The 17,531-nt window shown below is 61.5% G+C and carries 15 protein-coding genes; 6 read left to right on the top strand and 9 right to left on the bottom strand.

Features of this window, described 5'->3' with window-relative positions; all coding sequences use genetic code 11:
* Positions 1-43: 43 nt before the first annotated feature.
* Positions 44-832 (bottom strand): universal stress protein, encoded by a 789-nt coding sequence (locus tag HNO52_RS11755; RefSeq protein WP_197565493.1) that lies wholly within the window; start codon positions 830-832, stop codon positions 44-46.
* Positions 822-3,278, bottom strand: a complete 2,457-nt coding sequence (locus HNO52_RS11750; protein WP_232090806.1) for a Lon protease family protein — start codon at positions 3,276-3,278, stop codon at positions 822-824. Before HNO52_RS11750 ends, HNO52_RS11755 begins: the two co-directional genes overlap by 11 nt.
* Positions 3,279-3,417: 139 nt before the next feature.
* Between HNO52_RS11750 and HNO52_RS11745 the strand changes: the two genes are divergently transcribed.
* The 3 genes from HNO52_RS11745 (at position 3,418) to HNO52_RS11735 (ending at position 6,229) form a co-directional block, all read left to right on the top strand.
* Positions 3,418-4,017 carry a 2-hydroxychromene-2-carboxylate isomerase gene (locus HNO52_RS11745; protein ID WP_197565492.1) on the top strand — a complete coding sequence of 200 codons (600 nt, stop codon included), beginning with the start codon at positions 3,418-3,420 and terminating at the stop codon, positions 4,015-4,017.
* Positions 4,018-4,093: 76 nt separating this feature from the next.
* Positions 4,094-4,852 (top strand): tellurite resistance TerB family protein, encoded by a 759-nt coding sequence (locus HNO52_RS11740; protein ID WP_197565491.1) that lies wholly within the window; start codon positions 4,094-4,096, stop codon positions 4,850-4,852.
* 6 nt (positions 4,853-4,858) lie between these two features.
* On the top strand, positions 4,859-6,229 hold the full coding sequence (locus tag HNO52_RS11735; RefSeq protein ID WP_197565490.1) for an MFS transporter: 1,371 nt from the start codon (positions 4,859-4,861) through the stop codon (positions 6,227-6,229).
* Between the two features lie 25 nt (positions 6,230-6,254).
* Here HNO52_RS11735 and HNO52_RS11730 read toward each other — a convergent pair whose 3' ends face one another.
* The 6 genes from HNO52_RS11730 to pilB all read right to left on the bottom strand — a co-directional run bounded on the left by HNO52_RS11730 (position 6,255) and on the right by pilB (position 12,086).
* Positions 6,255-7,118, bottom strand: coding sequence for a DNA replication terminus site-binding protein (locus HNO52_RS11730; protein WP_442907176.1), 864 nt, complete (start codon positions 7,116-7,118; stop codon positions 6,255-6,257).
* Positions 7,119-7,120: 2 nt separating this feature from the next.
* Positions 7,121-7,348: a DNA gyrase inhibitor YacG gene (gene yacG / locus HNO52_RS11725; protein ID WP_197565489.1), complete on the bottom strand. Its 228-nt coding sequence runs from the start codon at positions 7,346-7,348 to the stop codon at positions 7,121-7,123.
* 59 nt (positions 7,349-7,407) lie between these two features.
* Positions 7,408-8,013 (bottom strand): dephospho-CoA kinase, encoded by a 606-nt coding sequence (coaE, locus tag HNO52_RS11720; RefSeq protein ID WP_197565488.1) that lies wholly within the window; start codon positions 8,011-8,013, stop codon positions 7,408-7,410.
* 64 nt (positions 8,014-8,077) lie between these two features.
* A complete protein-coding gene (locus HNO52_RS11715; protein ID WP_197565487.1) occupies positions 8,078-8,929 on the bottom strand; it encodes a prepilin peptidase in 852 nt (283 codons plus the stop codon).
* A 9-nt stretch (positions 8,930-8,938) separates the two neighbouring features.
* Positions 8,939-10,171, bottom strand: coding sequence for a type II secretion system F family protein (locus HNO52_RS11710; RefSeq protein ID WP_197565486.1), 1,233 nt, complete (start codon positions 10,169-10,171; stop codon positions 8,939-8,941).
* A 115-nt stretch (positions 10,172-10,286) separates the two neighbouring features.
* Positions 10,287-12,086 (bottom strand): type IV-A pilus assembly ATPase PilB, encoded by a 1,800-nt coding sequence (pilB, locus tag HNO52_RS11705; protein ID WP_197565485.1) that lies wholly within the window; start codon positions 12,084-12,086, stop codon positions 10,287-10,289.
* Positions 12,087-12,508: 422 nt separating this feature from the next.
* Here pilB and HNO52_RS21475 point away from each other — a divergent pair, with 422 nt between their 5' ends.
* The 3 genes from HNO52_RS21475 to HNO52_RS11690 all read left to right on the top strand — a co-directional run bounded on the left by HNO52_RS21475 (position 12,509) and on the right by HNO52_RS11690 (position 16,399).
* Positions 12,509-12,886, top strand: a complete 378-nt coding sequence (locus HNO52_RS21475) for a pilin (protein ID WP_442907049.1) — start codon at positions 12,509-12,511, stop codon at positions 12,884-12,886.
* 182 nt (positions 12,887-13,068) lie between these two features.
* Positions 13,069-14,490 carry an O-antigen ligase family protein gene (locus HNO52_RS11695; protein ID WP_197565484.1) on the top strand — a complete coding sequence of 474 codons (1,422 nt, stop codon included), beginning with the start codon at positions 13,069-13,071 and terminating at the stop codon, positions 14,488-14,490.
* A 118-nt stretch (positions 14,491-14,608) separates the two neighbouring features.
* Entirely contained in the window at positions 14,609-16,399 is a 1,791-nt protein-coding gene (locus HNO52_RS11690) for a DUF7305 domain-containing protein (protein WP_197565483.1), read from the top strand.
* Between the two features lie 225 nt (positions 16,400-16,624).
* Here the strand turns inward: HNO52_RS11690 and HNO52_RS11685 are convergent, their stop codons facing one another.
* A complete protein-coding gene (locus HNO52_RS11685; protein ID WP_197565482.1) occupies positions 16,625-17,494 on the bottom strand; it encodes a glycine betaine ABC transporter substrate-binding protein in 870 nt (289 codons plus the stop codon).
* Positions 17,495-17,531 lie beyond the last annotated feature (37 nt).

Genomic DNA, 17,531 nt, shown 5'->3' with positions numbered 1-17,531 from the left:
CATCAGGCGTGAAGTCCCAGCGTAGCCAGTTTTAGGACAGAGCTTAAGGGATGACCAGGATCGGCAGCGATACCCTGGCGATCAACGACTCATCCTCTTTCAGCAGGTTTTCCAGTTCGCTACGGTGCAGCAGCAACCCGCCGGCATCGGCGCTGGCCAGCTTGTTTTCCAGCTCCCCGGCATGGCGGGCAGGCAGGGGGGCAGCACCATCGAACAGCGATGCCAACCATGCCGGTATCGAGGGTGCAGCCGCCTCCTGCATCTGGTCGTCTTCGCTTGCTATCAGCCAGCGTAGCGGGCCACGCCGGAATGGGTGTGTCTCGTCCCACAGCAGCACGCTGCATGGAGCTTCCAGTATCAAGCGGCGGCTGGTGGAGCCAAGCCGTTTTCCCCAACGCTCGCTGGTACCGACCTTGCCGAGTACCAGCACGTCGCCCGGGCCGGCTTTGCCCAAGGCTTCGGCGGCAATTCTCCCGCGGCTGACTTCGAGCCGATGGCACAGGTCGTGCCCGGCCACCGCCGCCGCCAGGGCCTGCTGAACGCGCTGCAACTGATGAGCGATGCTGCTTTCCAGCGAATCATGGGTGAGCGGGCGTGTCAGCCCGGACTGGGCGCCGATCTCGCAGGAAAAGGGGAAGGCGGCGCAGCTCAGCAGGTCCAGATCCTCGACGTAAAGGGCCACCAGTTCGACATGACGCTGGCTGGCCAGGTTTACCGCTGCGGCAAGAGCCGCCAGGCTGTGGCGGGAGGCGTCGAGCAGGGCCAGCACCCGCACAAGCTCCGATAACGGTGCTTGTGGGCCGCCGCCCTGCGGGGCATCGTCATTCGTCATCGCGGGGCTCCTCGTCGTTACCGCTATCATCGCTATCCTGGCTTACCTCCTTGCCGTTCTCCTTACCATTCTCCTTGCCGGCCTTGCTCCTCCTCACTGCGCGATGAAAGGCCTCGAGCCGTTCGAGGACCTTGGCATTCAGGCTATCGGCGGGGTATTCGCCATCATCGTTGCGCTCGCCGGGGGGCATTCCCGTAAGTAGCTCGAGCGCCTGGTCCAACCGCTCGATGGCATAGACGCGAAAATCGCCGGCGGCGATGGCGTCGCGCACCTCGCGCTTGAGCATCAGATGCTCCACGTTGGCGGCGGGCAGCAGTACGGCATGCCCCTTCACGCCGCCGCGTGCTTGGCAGATATCGAAAAAGCCCTCGATCTTCTCATTGACCCCGCCCACCGCCTGGACGCGGCCATGCTGGTCGATGGAGCCGGTCACCGCCAGGCGCTGGTCGATACCCACCCGGGCGATGGCGGAAATCAACACGCTGGCCTCGGCCACCGAGGCGCTGTCGCCCTCGATACCGCCGTAGGATTGTTCGAAGGCCAGGCTGGCGGAAAGCGACAGCGGGGCATCCGGGGCATAGCGGCTGGCCAGGCAGCGCGACAGGATCATCACAGCCTTGGAATGGATGCGGCCACCCAGTCGCGCCTCGCGCTCGATATCGACCACATGGCCGGGCCCGGGCCGGGCGGTGGCTGTGATACGGGTGGGTTGGCCGAAGGCGTAGTCGCCCAGGCTCATCACCGAAAGGCCGTTCACCTGGCCGACCTCGAAGCCCTCGAGCTGGATCGCCACGGTGCCGCGAGCGATGGACTCGTGGCTGCGTTCGTGGATGCGGCTGGCGCGCCACAGCTGTTGTGCGACCGCTTTCTCGACGTGGGCACGCGAGATCACCTTGGCGGCGTCGCGGTCTGCCCAATGGTTGGCTTCCTCCAGCAGGTCGCTCAGGGCACGGTGGCGGGCGGTGAGCTTGCTTTGGTCGTCGGCCAGGCGGCTGGCACGCTCGATCACCGCCGCCACGCCGCTGCGGTCCAACGGGCGCAGCGCTGAATCCCGTGCCAGGGTAGCCACCATGCGGGCATAGAGCGGCTGATTGCCATGATTGCGTTCGAGCTCATCCTCCAGGTCGGCCTGCACCTTGAACAGTTCGAGGAAGTCGGGGTCGTGCTCGCACAGGAGATAGTAGAACAGGCGCTCGCCGAGCAGCACTACCTTGAGATCCAGCGGCACCGGTTCGGGCTCCAGTGTAGTGGTACTGATCAGGCCATAGGCCTGCTCCAGCGACTCGGTGCGGATCTCTCCGGCGCGCAGCACTCGCTTGAGCGTTTCCCAGGCGCCGGCTTGCATCAGAATGGCGCGCACGTCCACCACCAGGTATCCCCCATTGGCCCGGTGCAGGCCGCCGGCACGAATCAGCGAGAAATCGGTCAGTAGGGTGCCGTTGTGAACGTGATGCTCGATGCGCCCCACCAGGTGCTGATGGGTCGGCAGGTCGAGGTAGATCACCGGGGCGCCTTCGCAGCTGGTGTTGTCGACGATCAGGTTGATCAGGAAGCGGTTGAAGATCGCCTCCGGCGGCATCTCGGGGTCGTCAGTAATAAACGAGTCGACGTGCAGCAGCATGGCGTCGCGCAGCGAACTCAGGTGATCAAGAACTCCGGGATGATCGGCGTAGCGCTCCTCCAGCTCGGCCAGTGGCGCGTCGATGGCCGTTTGCAGCATCTCGCCGTTCAGCGTGGAGACCTGCTCGCGCAGTTGTTTCGCCAGCCGGGGCATGTGACGAATGGCCTGGGCCAGTTTCTTCTGCAGTACCTGGACCGTCACCTCGATACGCTCACGCTCGTCCTTGTCGAGCTTTTCGTACTCCTCGGGTGGCATCATCTTGTCGTCATCGCCGCCGGCAGGGGCGAAGGTGAAACCATTGGGCGTTGAGAGCAGCAGGATATCGTGTTCGCGCGCCTCGCGGCGTACCGCCTCGATGGCATCGCGCTGTCGTTCGCCCATGGCATGCTTCAGCTCGTGCAGGCGGTTCTGGTACTCATCGCCCTCGAACACGGCGGGAATGGCCGAGCGCAGTTCCTCGGCCAGTTGCTCCAGGTCGGCTCGCAACACCCGGCCCATGCCGGTTGGCAGCAGCAGGCACAGCGGCTGCGTGTGGTCCTCGAAGTTGTAACGGTAGGCAATGTCCGGTGGCGTAGGTTCGTCGCGGGAGCGCTCGGCGAGAAAGCGGCCTACCAACTGGTGCTTGCCATGCCCGGGGTGCCCCAGCACATAGAGGTTGAAACCATCACTGCGCATGGAAGTGCCGAAATCCAGCGCATCGCGCGCGCGATCATGGCCGCTCAGCATGTCCAGCGACTCGAGCTCGCTGGTCACCTCGAAGTCGAAAGCGTCCTCGGGGCAGGCACGATAGACCTGCGTGGCGGTCAAGGGCTCCAGGGATTTCACCAAGCGTTCTCCTTATTCGCTAATACAGCCTAGTATGGCGAATAGCGACCCATAGTGCATGATGCAGGTCAAAGGGGAAGCTAGGCCCCAGGGAGTAACGGCACTGCAGTTCACCACCGGCTTACCAAAAGGAGCCATCATGACCTTTACTTTCTGGTTCGATTTCGCCAGCACTTACTCCTATCCAGCCGCGATGCGGCTCGAGCATGAGGCCGCCGAGCGTGACATTGAGGTACGTTGGCAGCCTTTCCTGCTGGGGCCGATCTTCCAGGCCCAAGGCTTGACCGACACACCCTTCAATTTATACCCGGCCAAGGGGCGCTACATGTGGCGGGATGTCGAGCGCCTGTGCGACCGCGATGGCATCCGTTTCCGCCGCCCCTCGCAGTTTCCCCGCAGCGGCCTGCTGGCGGCACGTATCGCCAACTGGCACGCCGAGGAAGAGTGGATTCCGGCATTCGTGCGCAGCGTCTACCGCGCCAACTTCGAGCACGACGAGGGCATCGCCGATCCTCAGGTCATTGCCAGCTGCCTGGCGGAACTCAAGCTCGACGCCGCCTTCCTGCTGGAAGAGGGCCAGCGGCCCGAAGCCAAGGAGGCGCTACGCGATGCCACGGCCCGAGCCCAGGCGCTGGGCATCTTCGGTGCGCCGTTCTTCATGGCTGGCGACGAGCCGTTCTGGGGCTACGACCGCATGGAGCAGGCGCTGGAATGGCATGAGTCTTCAAGCCCAGCCTGATATCGTTGCCTGGCCAGGCCCGTTCGCGTAAAGAGCCGGTGTGGCCATGCACGTTGATTCCCAAGGAGAGAAATCGATGAACGCCAGCAAGATATTGCAGCAATTGATGCAGCAGGCCGGTGGCCAGAGCGGTAACCGGAATAGCGGGAGCGTCGATGTAAAAGGCATGCTCGATGGCCTGACCCGCCAACTGGGAGGCGGCTCGTCGGGCCAGGCATCGGCCGGCGGCGGTGGCCTGGATATGAAGAGCCTGCTGGGCGGAGGCGCCATGGGGCTGCTGGTGGGCTCCAAGCGCGGTCGCAAGCTCGGCGGCAAGGCGCTCAAGTACGGCGCGATTGCTGCGGTCGGCATGCTGGCCTGGAAAGCCTGGCAGAACTCTCAAAGCTCTTCCCAGAATTCACAAGGCTCGCAGGACAAGAGCGTCCAGACGGTCGCCAGTGGGGCCGAGGGGACGCGGGTCGAAGAGTTGGAAGGCGAGTATCAGGAGCGCCGCAGCCTCGAGTTGCTGCAAGCCATGATCATGGCCGCCCGCGCCGATGGGCATATCGACGCGCAGGAGCGCGAGCTGATTACCCAGCAGATCGACGCCCTGGGCGCCGACGACGAGCTACACCGCTGGGTCGAGCAGCAGCTCAGCGCCCCGCTGGATGCCGAAGCGCTGGCGCGGCAGGCCGATTCACCCCAGGCGGCGCGCGAGATGTACCTGATCAGCGTTGCGGTGATTGACGAGCAGAACCCTATGGAGCGGGCCTGGCTCGACCAGTTGGCCAAGGCACTGAAGCTCCCGGCCGAACTTGCCGGTGAACTGGAGCATCAGGCACAGCAGGCCGGCTAGCATCCCATGTTCGACGTACTCGCTCATCGGGCTTACCGCCACCTGTTCCTGGCCCAGGTCATTGCGCTGCTCGGCACCGGGCTCACCACGGTCGCCCTGGCATTACTGGCACACGACCTGGCGGCGGGGCAGGCAGGGGTCGTGTTGGGCACGGCACTGGCGATCAAGATGGTGGCCTATGTGGGCATCGCCCCGCTGGTAGGAGCTTACGCGGCGCACCTGCCGCGGCGCTGGCTGCTGGTCAGCCTCGATCTGCTGCGTGCAGCCGTAGTCTGCGCGCTGCCCTTCGTCACCGAGGTATGGCAGATCTATTTTCTGATTTTTTTGCTCAATGCCTGCTCGGCGGGTTTCACGCCGGTTTTTCAGGCGACGATCCCCGACCTCTTGGAGAACGAAGGGCAGTATACGCGGGCGTTGTCGCTATCGCGGCTCGCCTATGACCTGGAGAACCTGCTCAGCCCGGTGGCTGCGGCGGCGCTGCTGGTCGTGATGGGCTTCGATGTGTTGTTCGTGCTCAATGGCCTGGCGTTCCTGCTCTCGGCGGCGCTGGTCGTATCGGTGGCGCTGCCCTCGCCGCGCCCCGTGGAAGAGGCACCTGGCGTATGGCAACGCGTCTCTCGGGGCGTGCGTATCTACCTCAAGACCCCCCGGCTGCGTGGGCTGCTAGCATTGAACCTTGCCGTGTCATCGGCCGGTGCCATGCAGATCGTCAATACCGTGGTATACGTGCGATCCAGCTTGGCGTTGGGTGAGCGCGAGGTGGCCTTGGCCTTCGCCGCGGCTGGTGGCGGCTCCATGCTGGTAGCGCTGCTCCTGCCCAAGGTATTGGATCGGTTGCCCGAACGACCCGTCATGCTGCTGGGTGGCGGCCTGATGACTCTGAGCCTCTACTTGGGGCTTAGCGCACCCGGGTTCGGCGGGCTGCTCGGGCTATGGCTGTTGCTGGGAGCCGGCGCCTCACTGGTCATGACCCCGACCGGGCGTCTACTCAAGCGCTCATGCCAACCCGAGGACCGGCCGGCGCTGTTCGCCGCACAGTTTTCGCTGTCGCACGGTTGCTGGTTGCTCACCTATCCGTTAGCGGGTTGGATGGGCGCAAATCTCGGCCTAATCGGGACGTTCGCATTATTGGGAACGTTAGCGCTGCTGGCGACGGCGCTGGCGGCCTACGCCTGGCCGCGCCATGACCCCATGGAGATTGAGCACGAACATGCGCCGATGACACACACGCATCTGCATTATCACGATGATCACCATCAGCACGAGCATGAAGGATGGGAAGGGCCGGAGCCCCATAGTCATCCACACCATCACCCGGGAGGCCGGCATCGGCACGCCTTCGTGATTGATGGCCACCATACGGGATGGCCATGGTAACGGCTTCGTAGGCGGTCAGGGCCTGTCAGCGGTAGCGGAAGATCCGCAGCGAGGGCAGGTAGGGATGTTCCTCCAGCTTTTCATCGCTGCGCCGGGCGCGAGTGCGGCTCTGCGGTGGGGTAGCCGGAGGCAGGTTGTGGTCGGGCAGATGGCCGCGCGGCGCGGGCAGGAATAGCGGCAGTGCCACGTTCATGGCGCGCCGGGTGCGGCCATCTTCCAGCGGCTCGCAATAGAACAGGTTGGCGCGCATCAACGGCGCCTGGCTCTGTACCTGGGCCAGCGGCTCGCTCGAAGGCAGGGCGGCCAGCTTGCGTAGCTGAATGCGCACGTGGGGCGCATCGCTATCCAGCGCCAGCAGTTTCTTTTCCACTTCGCGTACCGTCAGTCGCTTGATGGAGCGGCCGCTCGAGTACCAGGCCAGGCGGACCCGGGCCACCGGCGCCTCGGCCACGGGAATGGCCCGCCAGCACTGCTTGAGGTGCAGCCGCGCCAAACCGCTGCCGCGCAGGTGGTCGTGCAGCTGTGGATGACGAAACGGCAGCACCGCCTTGGCCTCGGCCAGCAGTGGAGGGTCCTCGGCCTTGATGCGAGCCAGCTGCTCGGCAAATGCGGCCTTGGCCGAATTCACCTCGATCACTCTGGCCATCAGAGCTTCATCTGCAGCCACCAGGCCAACATGGCTACGCGTGGCGCGGCCATCCTGGCCATCGGTGTACCAGAAATCGAGCAGGGCACGGCGCAGCCACTCGGTGCTGGCGTCGGCCTGGAAGGCCCAGGCCTCGGCAGGCGAAGCGGCATAGGCTTCGAGCAAGCTCTCGGTGCGCTCGATCAGCATATCGAAGGCGACCTCCAGTTCAGCCAGTAGCCGATAGGTCGGTGCCGGCGCCAGGTTCACCGATCGTCGCCCCGGTCGGCGCGGGCCAGCCACTCGTCGATGTTGCTCTCGTCGAGTGCCGGCTCACCGGCAATACGGTGCGATTCGTCGGCCCAGGCGCCCAAGTCGATCAGCTTGCAGCGCTCGCTGCAGAAGGGACGGTAGGGATTCTTCTCGCTCCACTCCACCTTCTTCTGGCATTGCGGGCAGGCGACGGTCAGGGGGCGTTGGTTGTGTTGGCTCATGAATCCGCAGCGGTTGGTGGCTTTCCGCCCATTCTAGCGTTTATGGGCGATCATGTGGGCTATCGGCTGGCCGCCATTTCACGGTAGCGCCGATCCAGTTCGGCGACCTGAGCGGCAAGATCTTCCTCGCTGCCGCTGTTGTCGATCACGTCGTCGGCGCGGGCCAGGCGTTCGCTGCGCGGCATCTGGGCAGCCACGATGGCGCGGGCCTGTTTATCGTCCACGTCATCGCGGGCGGCGGTACGGGCGAACTGCAGGCTTTCCGGCACGTCGACCACCAGGCAACGGTCGACCATCTCGCTCTGGCCCGACTCGAACAGCAGCGGAGAGACCAGCAACACGTAGGGTGCCCCCTCGGCTTGCAGGCGCTCCAGGTGCGCGACGATGCGCTGACGAATGCGCGGGTGAGTGACCGACTCCAGCCAGAGGCGCTCGCTCGGGTCGGCGAAGACGATCTCGCGCAGCGCGCGCCGGTTCAGGCTGCCGTCGGCCTGCACTACCTGCCCGCCGAAGCGCCCGACAATCTCGGCCAGCGCCGGCTCACCCGGCTCCACCACTTCGCGGGCTACGTCATCGGCATCCACCCATGGCACACCTAGCGCCGCGAAGGCCCGCGCCACGGTGCTCTTGCCGGAAGCGATGCCGCCAGTTAATCCAACGATCAAAGCAGATGCTCTCTTACCAAGTTCTTCCTCACAGGGCGTCCCTCACAAGGTTCTTCCCAAACGATTAAAACGCCATGTCGACATAGGCGGCCATCAGCGGCTCGCCTACCAGCAGCGCCACCCAGCCGGCGCTGGCCAGGTAGGGTCCGAAGGGCATCGGTGCGCCGCGAAGGCGGGGCAGGGCGAGCTGAATGGCGATGCCCACGACGGCACCCACGCCGGCGGAAAGGATCAACACCATCGGCAGGTACTGCCAGCCCAGCCAGGCGCCCAGGGCCGCCAGCAGCTTGAAGTCACCGTAGCCCATGCCTTCCTTGCCGGTCACCAGCTTGAACAGCCAGTAGACGCTCCACAGGGCGAGATAACCCGCCATGGCGCCGATCACGGCGTCAGTCAACATCAGCGGCTGGAATAGCAACTGGTAAAGCAGCCCGGCCCACAGCAGCGGCAGGGTCATCATGTCCGGCAGCAACTGGGTACGCAGGTCGATCACGGCCAGGGCCAGCAGCGCCAGGCAGGCGCCGAAGACGAACAGGCCTTGCCAGGTGGCCCCGTAAAGCGCCAGTACAGCCAGTGCCAGGCCGGCACCGGCCAGCTCCACTAGAGGATACTGCGGGCTGATGCGCGCTTCACAGGCAGCACAGCGGCCGCGTCGCTTGAACCAGCCGACGACCGGCAAGTTGTCATGCCAGGTAATAGGCGTCTCGCACTGGGGGCATATCGAGCGCGGCACCAGCAGATTGAAGCGGTGCGACTCCTCTTCGGGCAGCTCAAGCGCCTCGCGGGCCTCGGCGCGCCAGCCCAGCATCAGCATGACCGGCAGACGTACGATAACCACGTTGAGGAAACTGCCCAGGCAAAGACCCAGCACGGCCACAAGTGGCCAAAGAATGGCGGGGGGAACGTCAACCAGCAAGTGAGTACCTCACAGCACAGTGCCCAACTCGAAGATCGGTAAGTACATCGAGACCACCAGGCCGCCGACCAGTATCCCCAGCACCACGATGATCAGCGGCTCCAGCAGCGAGGTGAGGGCATCGACCTTGTTGTCGACTTCCTCCTCGTAATAGTCGGCCACCCGGTTGAGCATGGCATCCAGCGCGCCGGACTCCTCGCCGATGCCCACCATCTGCACCGCCAGCGCGGGGAAGCGTTCGGTCAGGCGCATGGCGAAGTGGAGCTGCTGGCCGGTGGAGACGTCCTCGCGGATCTGCCGCGTGGCGCGCTCGTAGACCAGATTGCCGGTGGCCCCGGCGGCGATGTCCAACGCTTCCACCATGGGCACGCCGGCGCCGTAGGTGGTTGCCAGGGTACGGGAATAGCGTGCCACGGCGGATTTGTCGAAGATATCGCCGAGCACCGGTACCTTGAGCAGGAACGCATGTACGCGGTAGGCGAAAGCCGGCGAGCGCTTGATGCCCTGGCGCAACAGGTAGACGAAGGCGATCAACCCGCCCAGGCCCCACAGCCAGTACTGTTGGGCGAATTCGGAAAGGGCGATGGTCATGCGGGTCATGGCCGGCAGTTCGGCGCCGAAACCGTGGAACAGGCTTTCGAACTGCGGTACCACCTTGATCAGCAGCAGCGCCGTGACGCCGACCCCCACCAGGATTACCGCAATGGGGTACCACAGCGCCTTCTTCACCCGGCCCTTGAGCGACTCCACCTTTTCCTTGTAGATGGCGATACGATCGAGCATGCGGTCCAGCGAGCCGGAACTCTCGCCCGCTTCCACTAGGTTGCAGAACAGGCTATCGAAATGGTCGGGGTGATTGCGCAGCGCCTGGGAGAAGCTCGAGCCGGCTGCCACCTCGTTCATCATCTGCTGAACCACGGCACTCATGGCCGGCTTGCGGATGCTCTCGGCCACCACCTGGAACGCCTGGAGCACCGGCACACCGGCACGAATCATGGTGGCCATCTGGCGAGCGAAGAGCATGATGTCCCGGGGTTTGACGGTTCCCATACCGCCAGTCAGCCCGCCTTTGCGGCGCACGTTCCTGACGATGATGTTCTGGTTGGCCAGCTCGCGTTCCACCTCGAACTTCTCGGCGGCCACTACTTCACCGCTGACCAGGCGCCCGCCAGGGCCCTTGCCCGTCCAGCGCCAGCGGTACAGTCTCAGCTTCTTTGGCGCTCTAGCCGTTCTGGTTGTCATAGTTTCCCTGCTGCAGTTTCGATAGTCGGTTCTACTTTCCTGTTATTATCGGCTCAAGTGTGCCTGATATGAGGGTGCTTCATTACGCAATGCAGCAATAATTTGTATCAGTTGGTTAGTCTTTTGTGATCCTGTTGATTTCAGTCAAACTGGTAATCCCCTGCATCACCTTCAATAGCCCGCTGCGGCGCAGGTCCGGATGCCCCTCCTGGCGAGCCAGGGTGTCGAAGTCCATCGAGTTGCCGTTGCGCATGATCAGCTGGCTCATGGCCGTGCTGATCGGCACCACTTCATAGATCCCCACCCGGCCCTTGTAGCCATGCGTGCAGTGCTTGCAGCCGACTGCTTCATACACCGTGGCGTTATCCACCTCCTGCTCGGTGAAGCCTTCCTGCAGCAACACCTCGCGGGGAAGCTCCGCCTCCTGGCGGCAGTGCTTGCACAGCCGGCGGGCCAGGCGCTGAGCGATGATCAGGCTAACGGAGCTGGCAATGTTGAAAGCCGGCACACCCATGTTAGCCAGGCGGGTGAGGGTCTCTGCGGCTGAATTGGTGTGTACCGTGGAGAGCACCAGGTGGCCAGTCTGTGACGCCTTCACCGCGATCTCGGCCGTCTCCAGGTCGCGGATCTCACCCACCATCACCACGTCCGGGTCCTGGCGCAGGAAGGCGCGGAGGGCGCTGGCGAAATCCAGGCCGATCTTGGGCAGCACGTTGACCTGGTTGACCCCCGGGACCTTGATCTCCACCGGGTCTTCGGCGGTACAGATGTTGCGCTGCACCTCGTTGAGGATGTTCAGCCCGGTATAGAGCGTTACCGTTTTGCCGCTACCGGTAGGGCCGGTAACCAGTATCATGCCCTGGGGTTGGTCAAGCACGCCTTCGTACAGGGCGCGCTGTTCCGGTGTGAAGCCCAGCGCATCGATGCCGATCTGCGCCGAGGCAGGGTCGAGAATACGCAGTACGATCTTCTCGCCGTATACGGTTGGCAGCGAGTTCACGCGGAAATCGATCGAGCGGGTCTTCGATACCTTCAGCTTGATCGCGCCATCCTGCGGTAGGCGGCGTTCGGAAATATCCAGCCGCGCCATTACCTTGAGGCGGGCGGCGATGCGCGAACGCATGGCGAAGGGCGGGCGTGCCGACTCCATCAGCATGCCGTCCACGCGCATGCGCACGCGATAACTGGTCTCGTAGGGCTCGAAGTGTATGTCAGAGGCGCCGCGGCGAATGGCATCCAGCAACACCTTGTTGACGAACTTGACGATCGGCGCATCGTCGGCACCGCTCAGGGCGGCATCGTCGGCGCGCTCGTCGCTGAGGTCGACCCCTTCGCCAAATTCCAGCTCGCTTACCGCGTCATCGACCCCTGCCAGCTCGTCCATCATGCTGGAATCGTGCTGGGCCAGGTAGGCCTCAAGTACCGGCATCAGCTGATCCACCGGGCACAGCACGGCTTCGATGCCCAGGCCGGTGGCGAATTGCAGCTCGTCGAGCAGGGCCAGGGTGGAAGGGTAAGGCACGGCAACGGTTAGCCGGTGGCTGCGGCGGCTGAGCGGTACCACGCACAGCTTGCGCAGCAGCTTCTCGGGATATTCGTTTGCCGGGGGTAGGCTCGCCAGGCGCAGCGCGTCCAGATCGACCAAGGGCAGGCCGTATTCCCAGGCAGCGCACAGCGTACCCTGGCGAGCCGTGACCAGGCCGTTATCGACCACATGCTGCAGCAGGCTGGTCTCCGCCTCGCGCGCCTCGTACTCCGCCCGCTCGGCCGCCGCGCGTGAAAGCAGCCCGTACTCCACCAGCCTGCGCGCGAAACCGCGCAGGCCGTCGAGGTTGGCCACGGGCTGCGTGGGGGCGCTCTCGCCATCTCGGGCGTGGGCACGGGTCTTGTCGGGTGCTGTTCGGTAGTCGTTCATGGCACCTCAGGCGTTGGGCCGCAGGGGCGTAAGCTAAGCGGTACCAGCATTCTAGCCTTTCGGTGTGTGACATTCCCACCCGGCTGGTAAACGCACGTCACGCTGCATTGACGTAGCGTTGCACGAACCTGTGGCTAGGCGGTTGCGCTGTCATCGCTTAACGCTAACATGGAATATAGTGAGATAACCCTCATGCCAACGTAGGTAGCGCTTGCGACGAGGGGTATGTGTAAATTAATGTGATCGACAGGAAGGTCGTAAGGCCACCGAAACGAAGCGGACTCGAGCGCAGGCAGGCTCGAGTTATTGGCAAGGCGACGGGCGTAAGCCCACACGAAGCGGCGGCGATCTCGCCGCAGGTGACACGCCCGCAGGGCTGCCGAGGCAGCCACAGAGGCACGAGAGAGCAGGGGACGACGGCGATGAGCATGAAGGAAATGATGATGAAACGAGCAGCCGCCAAGCAAGGACAGGGCGGTTTCACCTTGATCGAACTGCTGATCGTGGTCGCGATCATCGGTATTCTGGCGGCGATTGCGATTCCGCAGTATCAGAATTATACAAACAGAGCACAGGACGCTGCTTGCCTTGCAGAAGCAAGGTCGTATGCTTCAGGTGTCGCTGCCGAAAGAGCTACTGGTGGAACCGCTACAGATTTGACAGATGTGTTCGGTAGCGGTTATTCAACCGAGTGCGGACTTACCAATGTTGGCGCGTCAGATACTGCTGTAAGCTATAACTCAGGTACCGGTACCGCTAACGCTACCGGAAGCGTTAATATAGGAATAACGGGAAGTTAGTGGGTCGGAGTGAAGGCTGAAGCTGTTTAGTTTTCTTCGGGTTATAAGTTCTAGGGTCGGCATAATCGCCGACCTTTTTTTCATCTTTATTGATATCGCGGATATTTCGCCGTGATGATGCCAAGGCTGCTTTTCTTTGTTATGAAAATGTGTGCTACGTGAAGGTGATTTAGGAGAGTGGCATGCCATTTTTAGTCGTGGTGTCGGCTCTTTTTGGGCTGCTTTCTTCTTGGTGGGCTTCACAAGTTAGCAGTGAGTACGATCTTCAGCGCTTTATTCAATACGGCGTGTTGGTGATGGCATTTTCCTACCTTATAGGGAAGAGGGGGGATATTTATATAGATAGTATTTCGAAGCATGAAAAAATAACTTGGTTGGGGTTATTAATTTGGATGCTTCTGGTAAGCCTTGTGTCGCCATCGCCCTGGCTTGCTCTTTTGGAGGTTGGGGGCTGGCTGGGTCTTTTTGGCTTGGTGTTTTCAATAGGTTTGGCAGTTAGAGGGTGGGTGGCGCTGGGTTGGTTGCTGGTGGGTGGTTCTGTCATGCTATTGATTTTGCTCTACGCTTTAGTAACTATTGATGCACTTATATTGCAGCGAGATTTTTTGCTTCGTCGAGAATTGACTCCTGGGCTAGGAAATATTCGCCATTTCTCTGACTTGGCCGCCGGATTGATGCCCTTGTCGTTACTATATATCGTTAGCCGTCCTCGTCATTCCTTGATCGCTTTCATGCTCTGTTTTTTGCCGCTGTCATTTTGGTGGTATCTTCTTTTTGTCAGCGAAGGTCGATCCGGAATTCTGTCACTTACCTTGGCCATGATCACTGCGCTTGTGCTATTTAGGCGGGCGGCGCGTTGGCCAGTGGCAACACTGTTCGGTTCCGCATTGGCAGGCTTGGCGGGATGGTGGTTCGTCAATCCACTCCGTAAGACTGCGGACGGTACGATTTTTTTGCGAGATATAACGAGTGACAGCAATCGATTCGATCTTTGGCGAACGGCAATTGAGTACGGTATTGAAAATTTTCCTTTTGGTATTGGTCCGATGCAGTTCGCCGGGGATGGTCGTATCAGCTATGCTCATGCTCATAATCTCATCTTTAATACCGCAGCGGAGTGGGGCATCTCTATTGCGTTGCTATTTCTGGGGTTGATCCTGTATGGCTGCTGGAGAATATATAAGCGCTCAAAAACCATTCCCGAACCAGATAAGCCACTCTTTGCTTGCCTAGTCATGGCGTTTGTTGGTGTTATGGTGAATGTGCAGTTCGCCGGGGCACATATTATCCCATTGAGTTCTTTGATTATGGCACTTGCTATCGGTCTGGTATTTGGTTACCGGGATTCGAGCCAACCCCCCGTTGAGCGACTTGCAGGCCCTGTGCCGATCCAGGCCAAGCTGCTATGGGTAGGCATCATGTTGATGATGGCGTATTTGTTTTATGCCGGCATGGAGCTTTACTGGCTTTCGATGGATTCACGGATGCTCTGTTTGCAGGAAGCGGGACATGGCACTCTCTATCCCCGCTTCTGGACTCAAGGCCGCCTAGAGTGTATTCAGATGATCGCTCCGGATCACTGGCTATTCTGGTCTTGGCGCTAAGGGGTTGAGCTTAATTCATGCTTTGCTGCGTGATGCCTCCTACTTGAGTGTGACGCTTGCCTCCTTCTACTGTAAAGTTGTGTATCAGTAACGTAGTCAAAAGCCACTGGAGGTGGCGATGGCGGGTACACAACAGAGTCAGCAGGGAGCTGCGCTCGTCGTAGTGCTGTCCATGCTTAGCGTATCGTTGATGCTTGGCCTGTCGGGCATAACCGGCAGCCAGGTCAACGAGCGGTTGGCGGGTAACTACCGTTCATCGGTCATTGCGCAGAACGAAGCGGAAGCCGGGCTGTACGCCTTCAACGATGAGCTTCGCGGCGCGATCGATGCATTCAACAATGACCAACCGCCAAATCCTCCCGTGTTCAATGCCAATCCCACCACTTTCGTTGCGGATCTGCGTAGCGCCGCCGTAGATGCACGGAATGCAGCCACTCCCGAGCAGGCCCAGGCTGCCCTGAATGGTGCCCTTCCCGGTACTTGGTCGGAAGAAGGCACGATTTCAACCAATGGTCGCCACCGTTGGCGCCTCCTGCCGGCTCTGCCTGAGGATGATGCCCTGCTGGCGGGACAGGCCGGCATACGCATCGTGAGCGAAGGTTTCTTTGGCAATGCCGCCGATGAGGCCATGCGCACGGCGACTGCGCTTGTTGCAGTACCGGTACCGCCGCCGCCGGGCTCACGTGGATTGATGAGCTGCGAGGGCGTGCAGGTGAAAGGCAGCGGTATCATCGATAGCTACGATTCGCGAGAGGGACCCTATGGCGGTAGCAATGCCCAGCGTAGCAATGTCGTGGTCGGTACCCAGACCGAAGGGGCAGAAGTCAAAGTGACCGGTGCCTCGCCGATTCACGGTGAAGTCGCAGCGAGCGGAACGTTCTCGACGACGGGTTCAGGCGCCGTACATGGAAACGTCAAGGCAAACGATACGATAAGCATCAGCGGTGGCGGCTCCAACATATACGGTAATGTGACGGGCCTCGGCGACGTAGCGATTACCAGTAGCGGCACCGTACATGGCGATGTGCAGGCGGCCGGCACGCTCTCACTGGGCAACTGGAGTTCACGCATCGAAGGCGATGCCCTGGTTTCAGCAGTGAGTTCGGTGCGTACCGCTGCCGATCAGGTGGGAGGTGTGCTCGATGCCGATAGTGGTGGCCCGCAGGGGCTGACACCGGTATTCTCGGTGTCGTCGCCGGAAGAGTGTGATGTACCGGTACAGGTTGGTTGGTACGACGAGTATCTGGCTCAGGTTGAAGCCTCTTCGGGGGAGCTCGACATGAAGGGGGCAGGGCGCAATATCGTTCTTGATGCCAGTGGGCTGCATGATCCTGGCGGAAAGGTATCGGATATCGGCACGCCGCAACAGTACCAGGGCAAATCCATCGTTAGGTTCGATTCCCTCAAGCTAGCGGGCAGTGCCAACTTCCATATCGGTAGTGCCGGCAACCCGGTCGATATGGTCATGGTAGTTACCGGCGACATCGATATCGGTGGAGGCGGTTCGTTTCGAGTCGCCGAAGGAAGTAGCCTTACTATCGTAACGGCTGGTGAGTTCAAGTTGGCCAGTGCCATTGAGGTGGGCGATGGTAAGCCCACCCGAGTCGATGTGAATGGCAACGTAAGCCCGATTCTTTCGGTGGTTTCCGTCCACGACGATACTACACATGCTGGATCCGGTGTGTTTCTCGGTGGCGCTTCGAATTTCTATGGGCAGATCATTGCACCCCATTCGCATGTCGAGGTTACCGGAAGCGGGCAGTTCTATGGTGAGGTTGTCGGCAGAAGTATCGAGGTTAAGGGTGCCGGCGGGTTTCACTACGACGAGGCATTCGACGATACCGAAGGTGGTGTTGGCGGCGGAGGGCCAACGGCAATGCCGCGAATAGAAGGAATCTGGGTAGGGTAGGGCTGACGTTTCTAGGTATGCCGCGTCCCGTCACTCAGGGCAGCCAGGCCAGAGATATCGAGATCGCGAAGCAGCTTGAACGATCCCGCACTGATAACCGCCGTTCTGGATGATATCGCTCGCGCTAGCGAGACATTCTGACCGAGCGGCTCCAACAAAGAAAACGTCTTGGCACATGCAGTGCCAAGGCGTCTGTCATTGGTACGTGTGGAATTACATAGCAAATCAGCCGTTAAGCCACTCTTCCACCACGTCCTGGTTCTCTTCGACCCATTGCTTGGCGCTCTCGTATGGGTCGGCGTCTTCCTCCTGATTCATCAGCATGACTTTACCCATTTGCTCGGGCGTCCATTCGAAAGCGTCCAGGATGGCATAGGCCTCGGGCATGTCCTCTTCCAAGCCCTGGCGGACTACCGTGTGGATCTGCTCGGCGCCGCCGTAGACGTTCTCGGGGTCCTCGAGGTACTTGAGATCCCAGCGGGCGAACTTCCAGTGCGGTGTCCAGCCGGTGACGACGACATCCTCCTCGTTGGCAATGGCGTTGCTCAGTGCGGCGGTCATGGTAGCGCCGCTACCGCTGCGCAGGCTCAGGTCGAGGTCATAAGTTTCGATGACTTCTTCGGTCAGGCCCATCAGGCCGGCGCCCGGGTCGATACCGATGATCTCACCATTGAAGGTATCGGCATTCTCGTTGAGTTCGGCGATGCTGTCGACGTCGGTATATTCCGGTACCACCAGGCCGAGCTTGGTGCCATCCAGGTTGGGGCCGAGATCTTCGACATCGTCACCGACACGGTTCAGGTACTCTTCATGGGTGGTCGGCAGCCAGGCCGCCACGATGGCGTCGGCATCGCCGGTGGCCACGGATTGCCACATGGCAGCGGCGGAGAGTGAGGTCATGTCGACCTCGTAGCCCGCCTGCTCGAGTACCGCACGTACGACATTGGTGGAAGCTACCTCGGAAGACCACTCCACATAGGCCAGGTGAACGGTGCCCTTGTCCTGTGCCTGGGCAACACCGGCAGCCAAACCGGCACCGGCCGCCAAGGTCAGTCCTGCCAGGCGCACATGACGTGTTGCAGCTTTACTAGTCATTTGTTCCCCTCTTTTCGCTTTACTTTACCTAGACTTA

It is taken from the genome of Halomonas sp. MCCC 1A13316, from assembly GCF_014931605.1.
Taxonomy (GTDB): domain Bacteria; phylum Pseudomonadota; class Gammaproteobacteria; order Pseudomonadales; family Halomonadaceae; genus Halomonas.
This window is presented reverse-complemented; position numbering and strand designations above follow the sequence as displayed.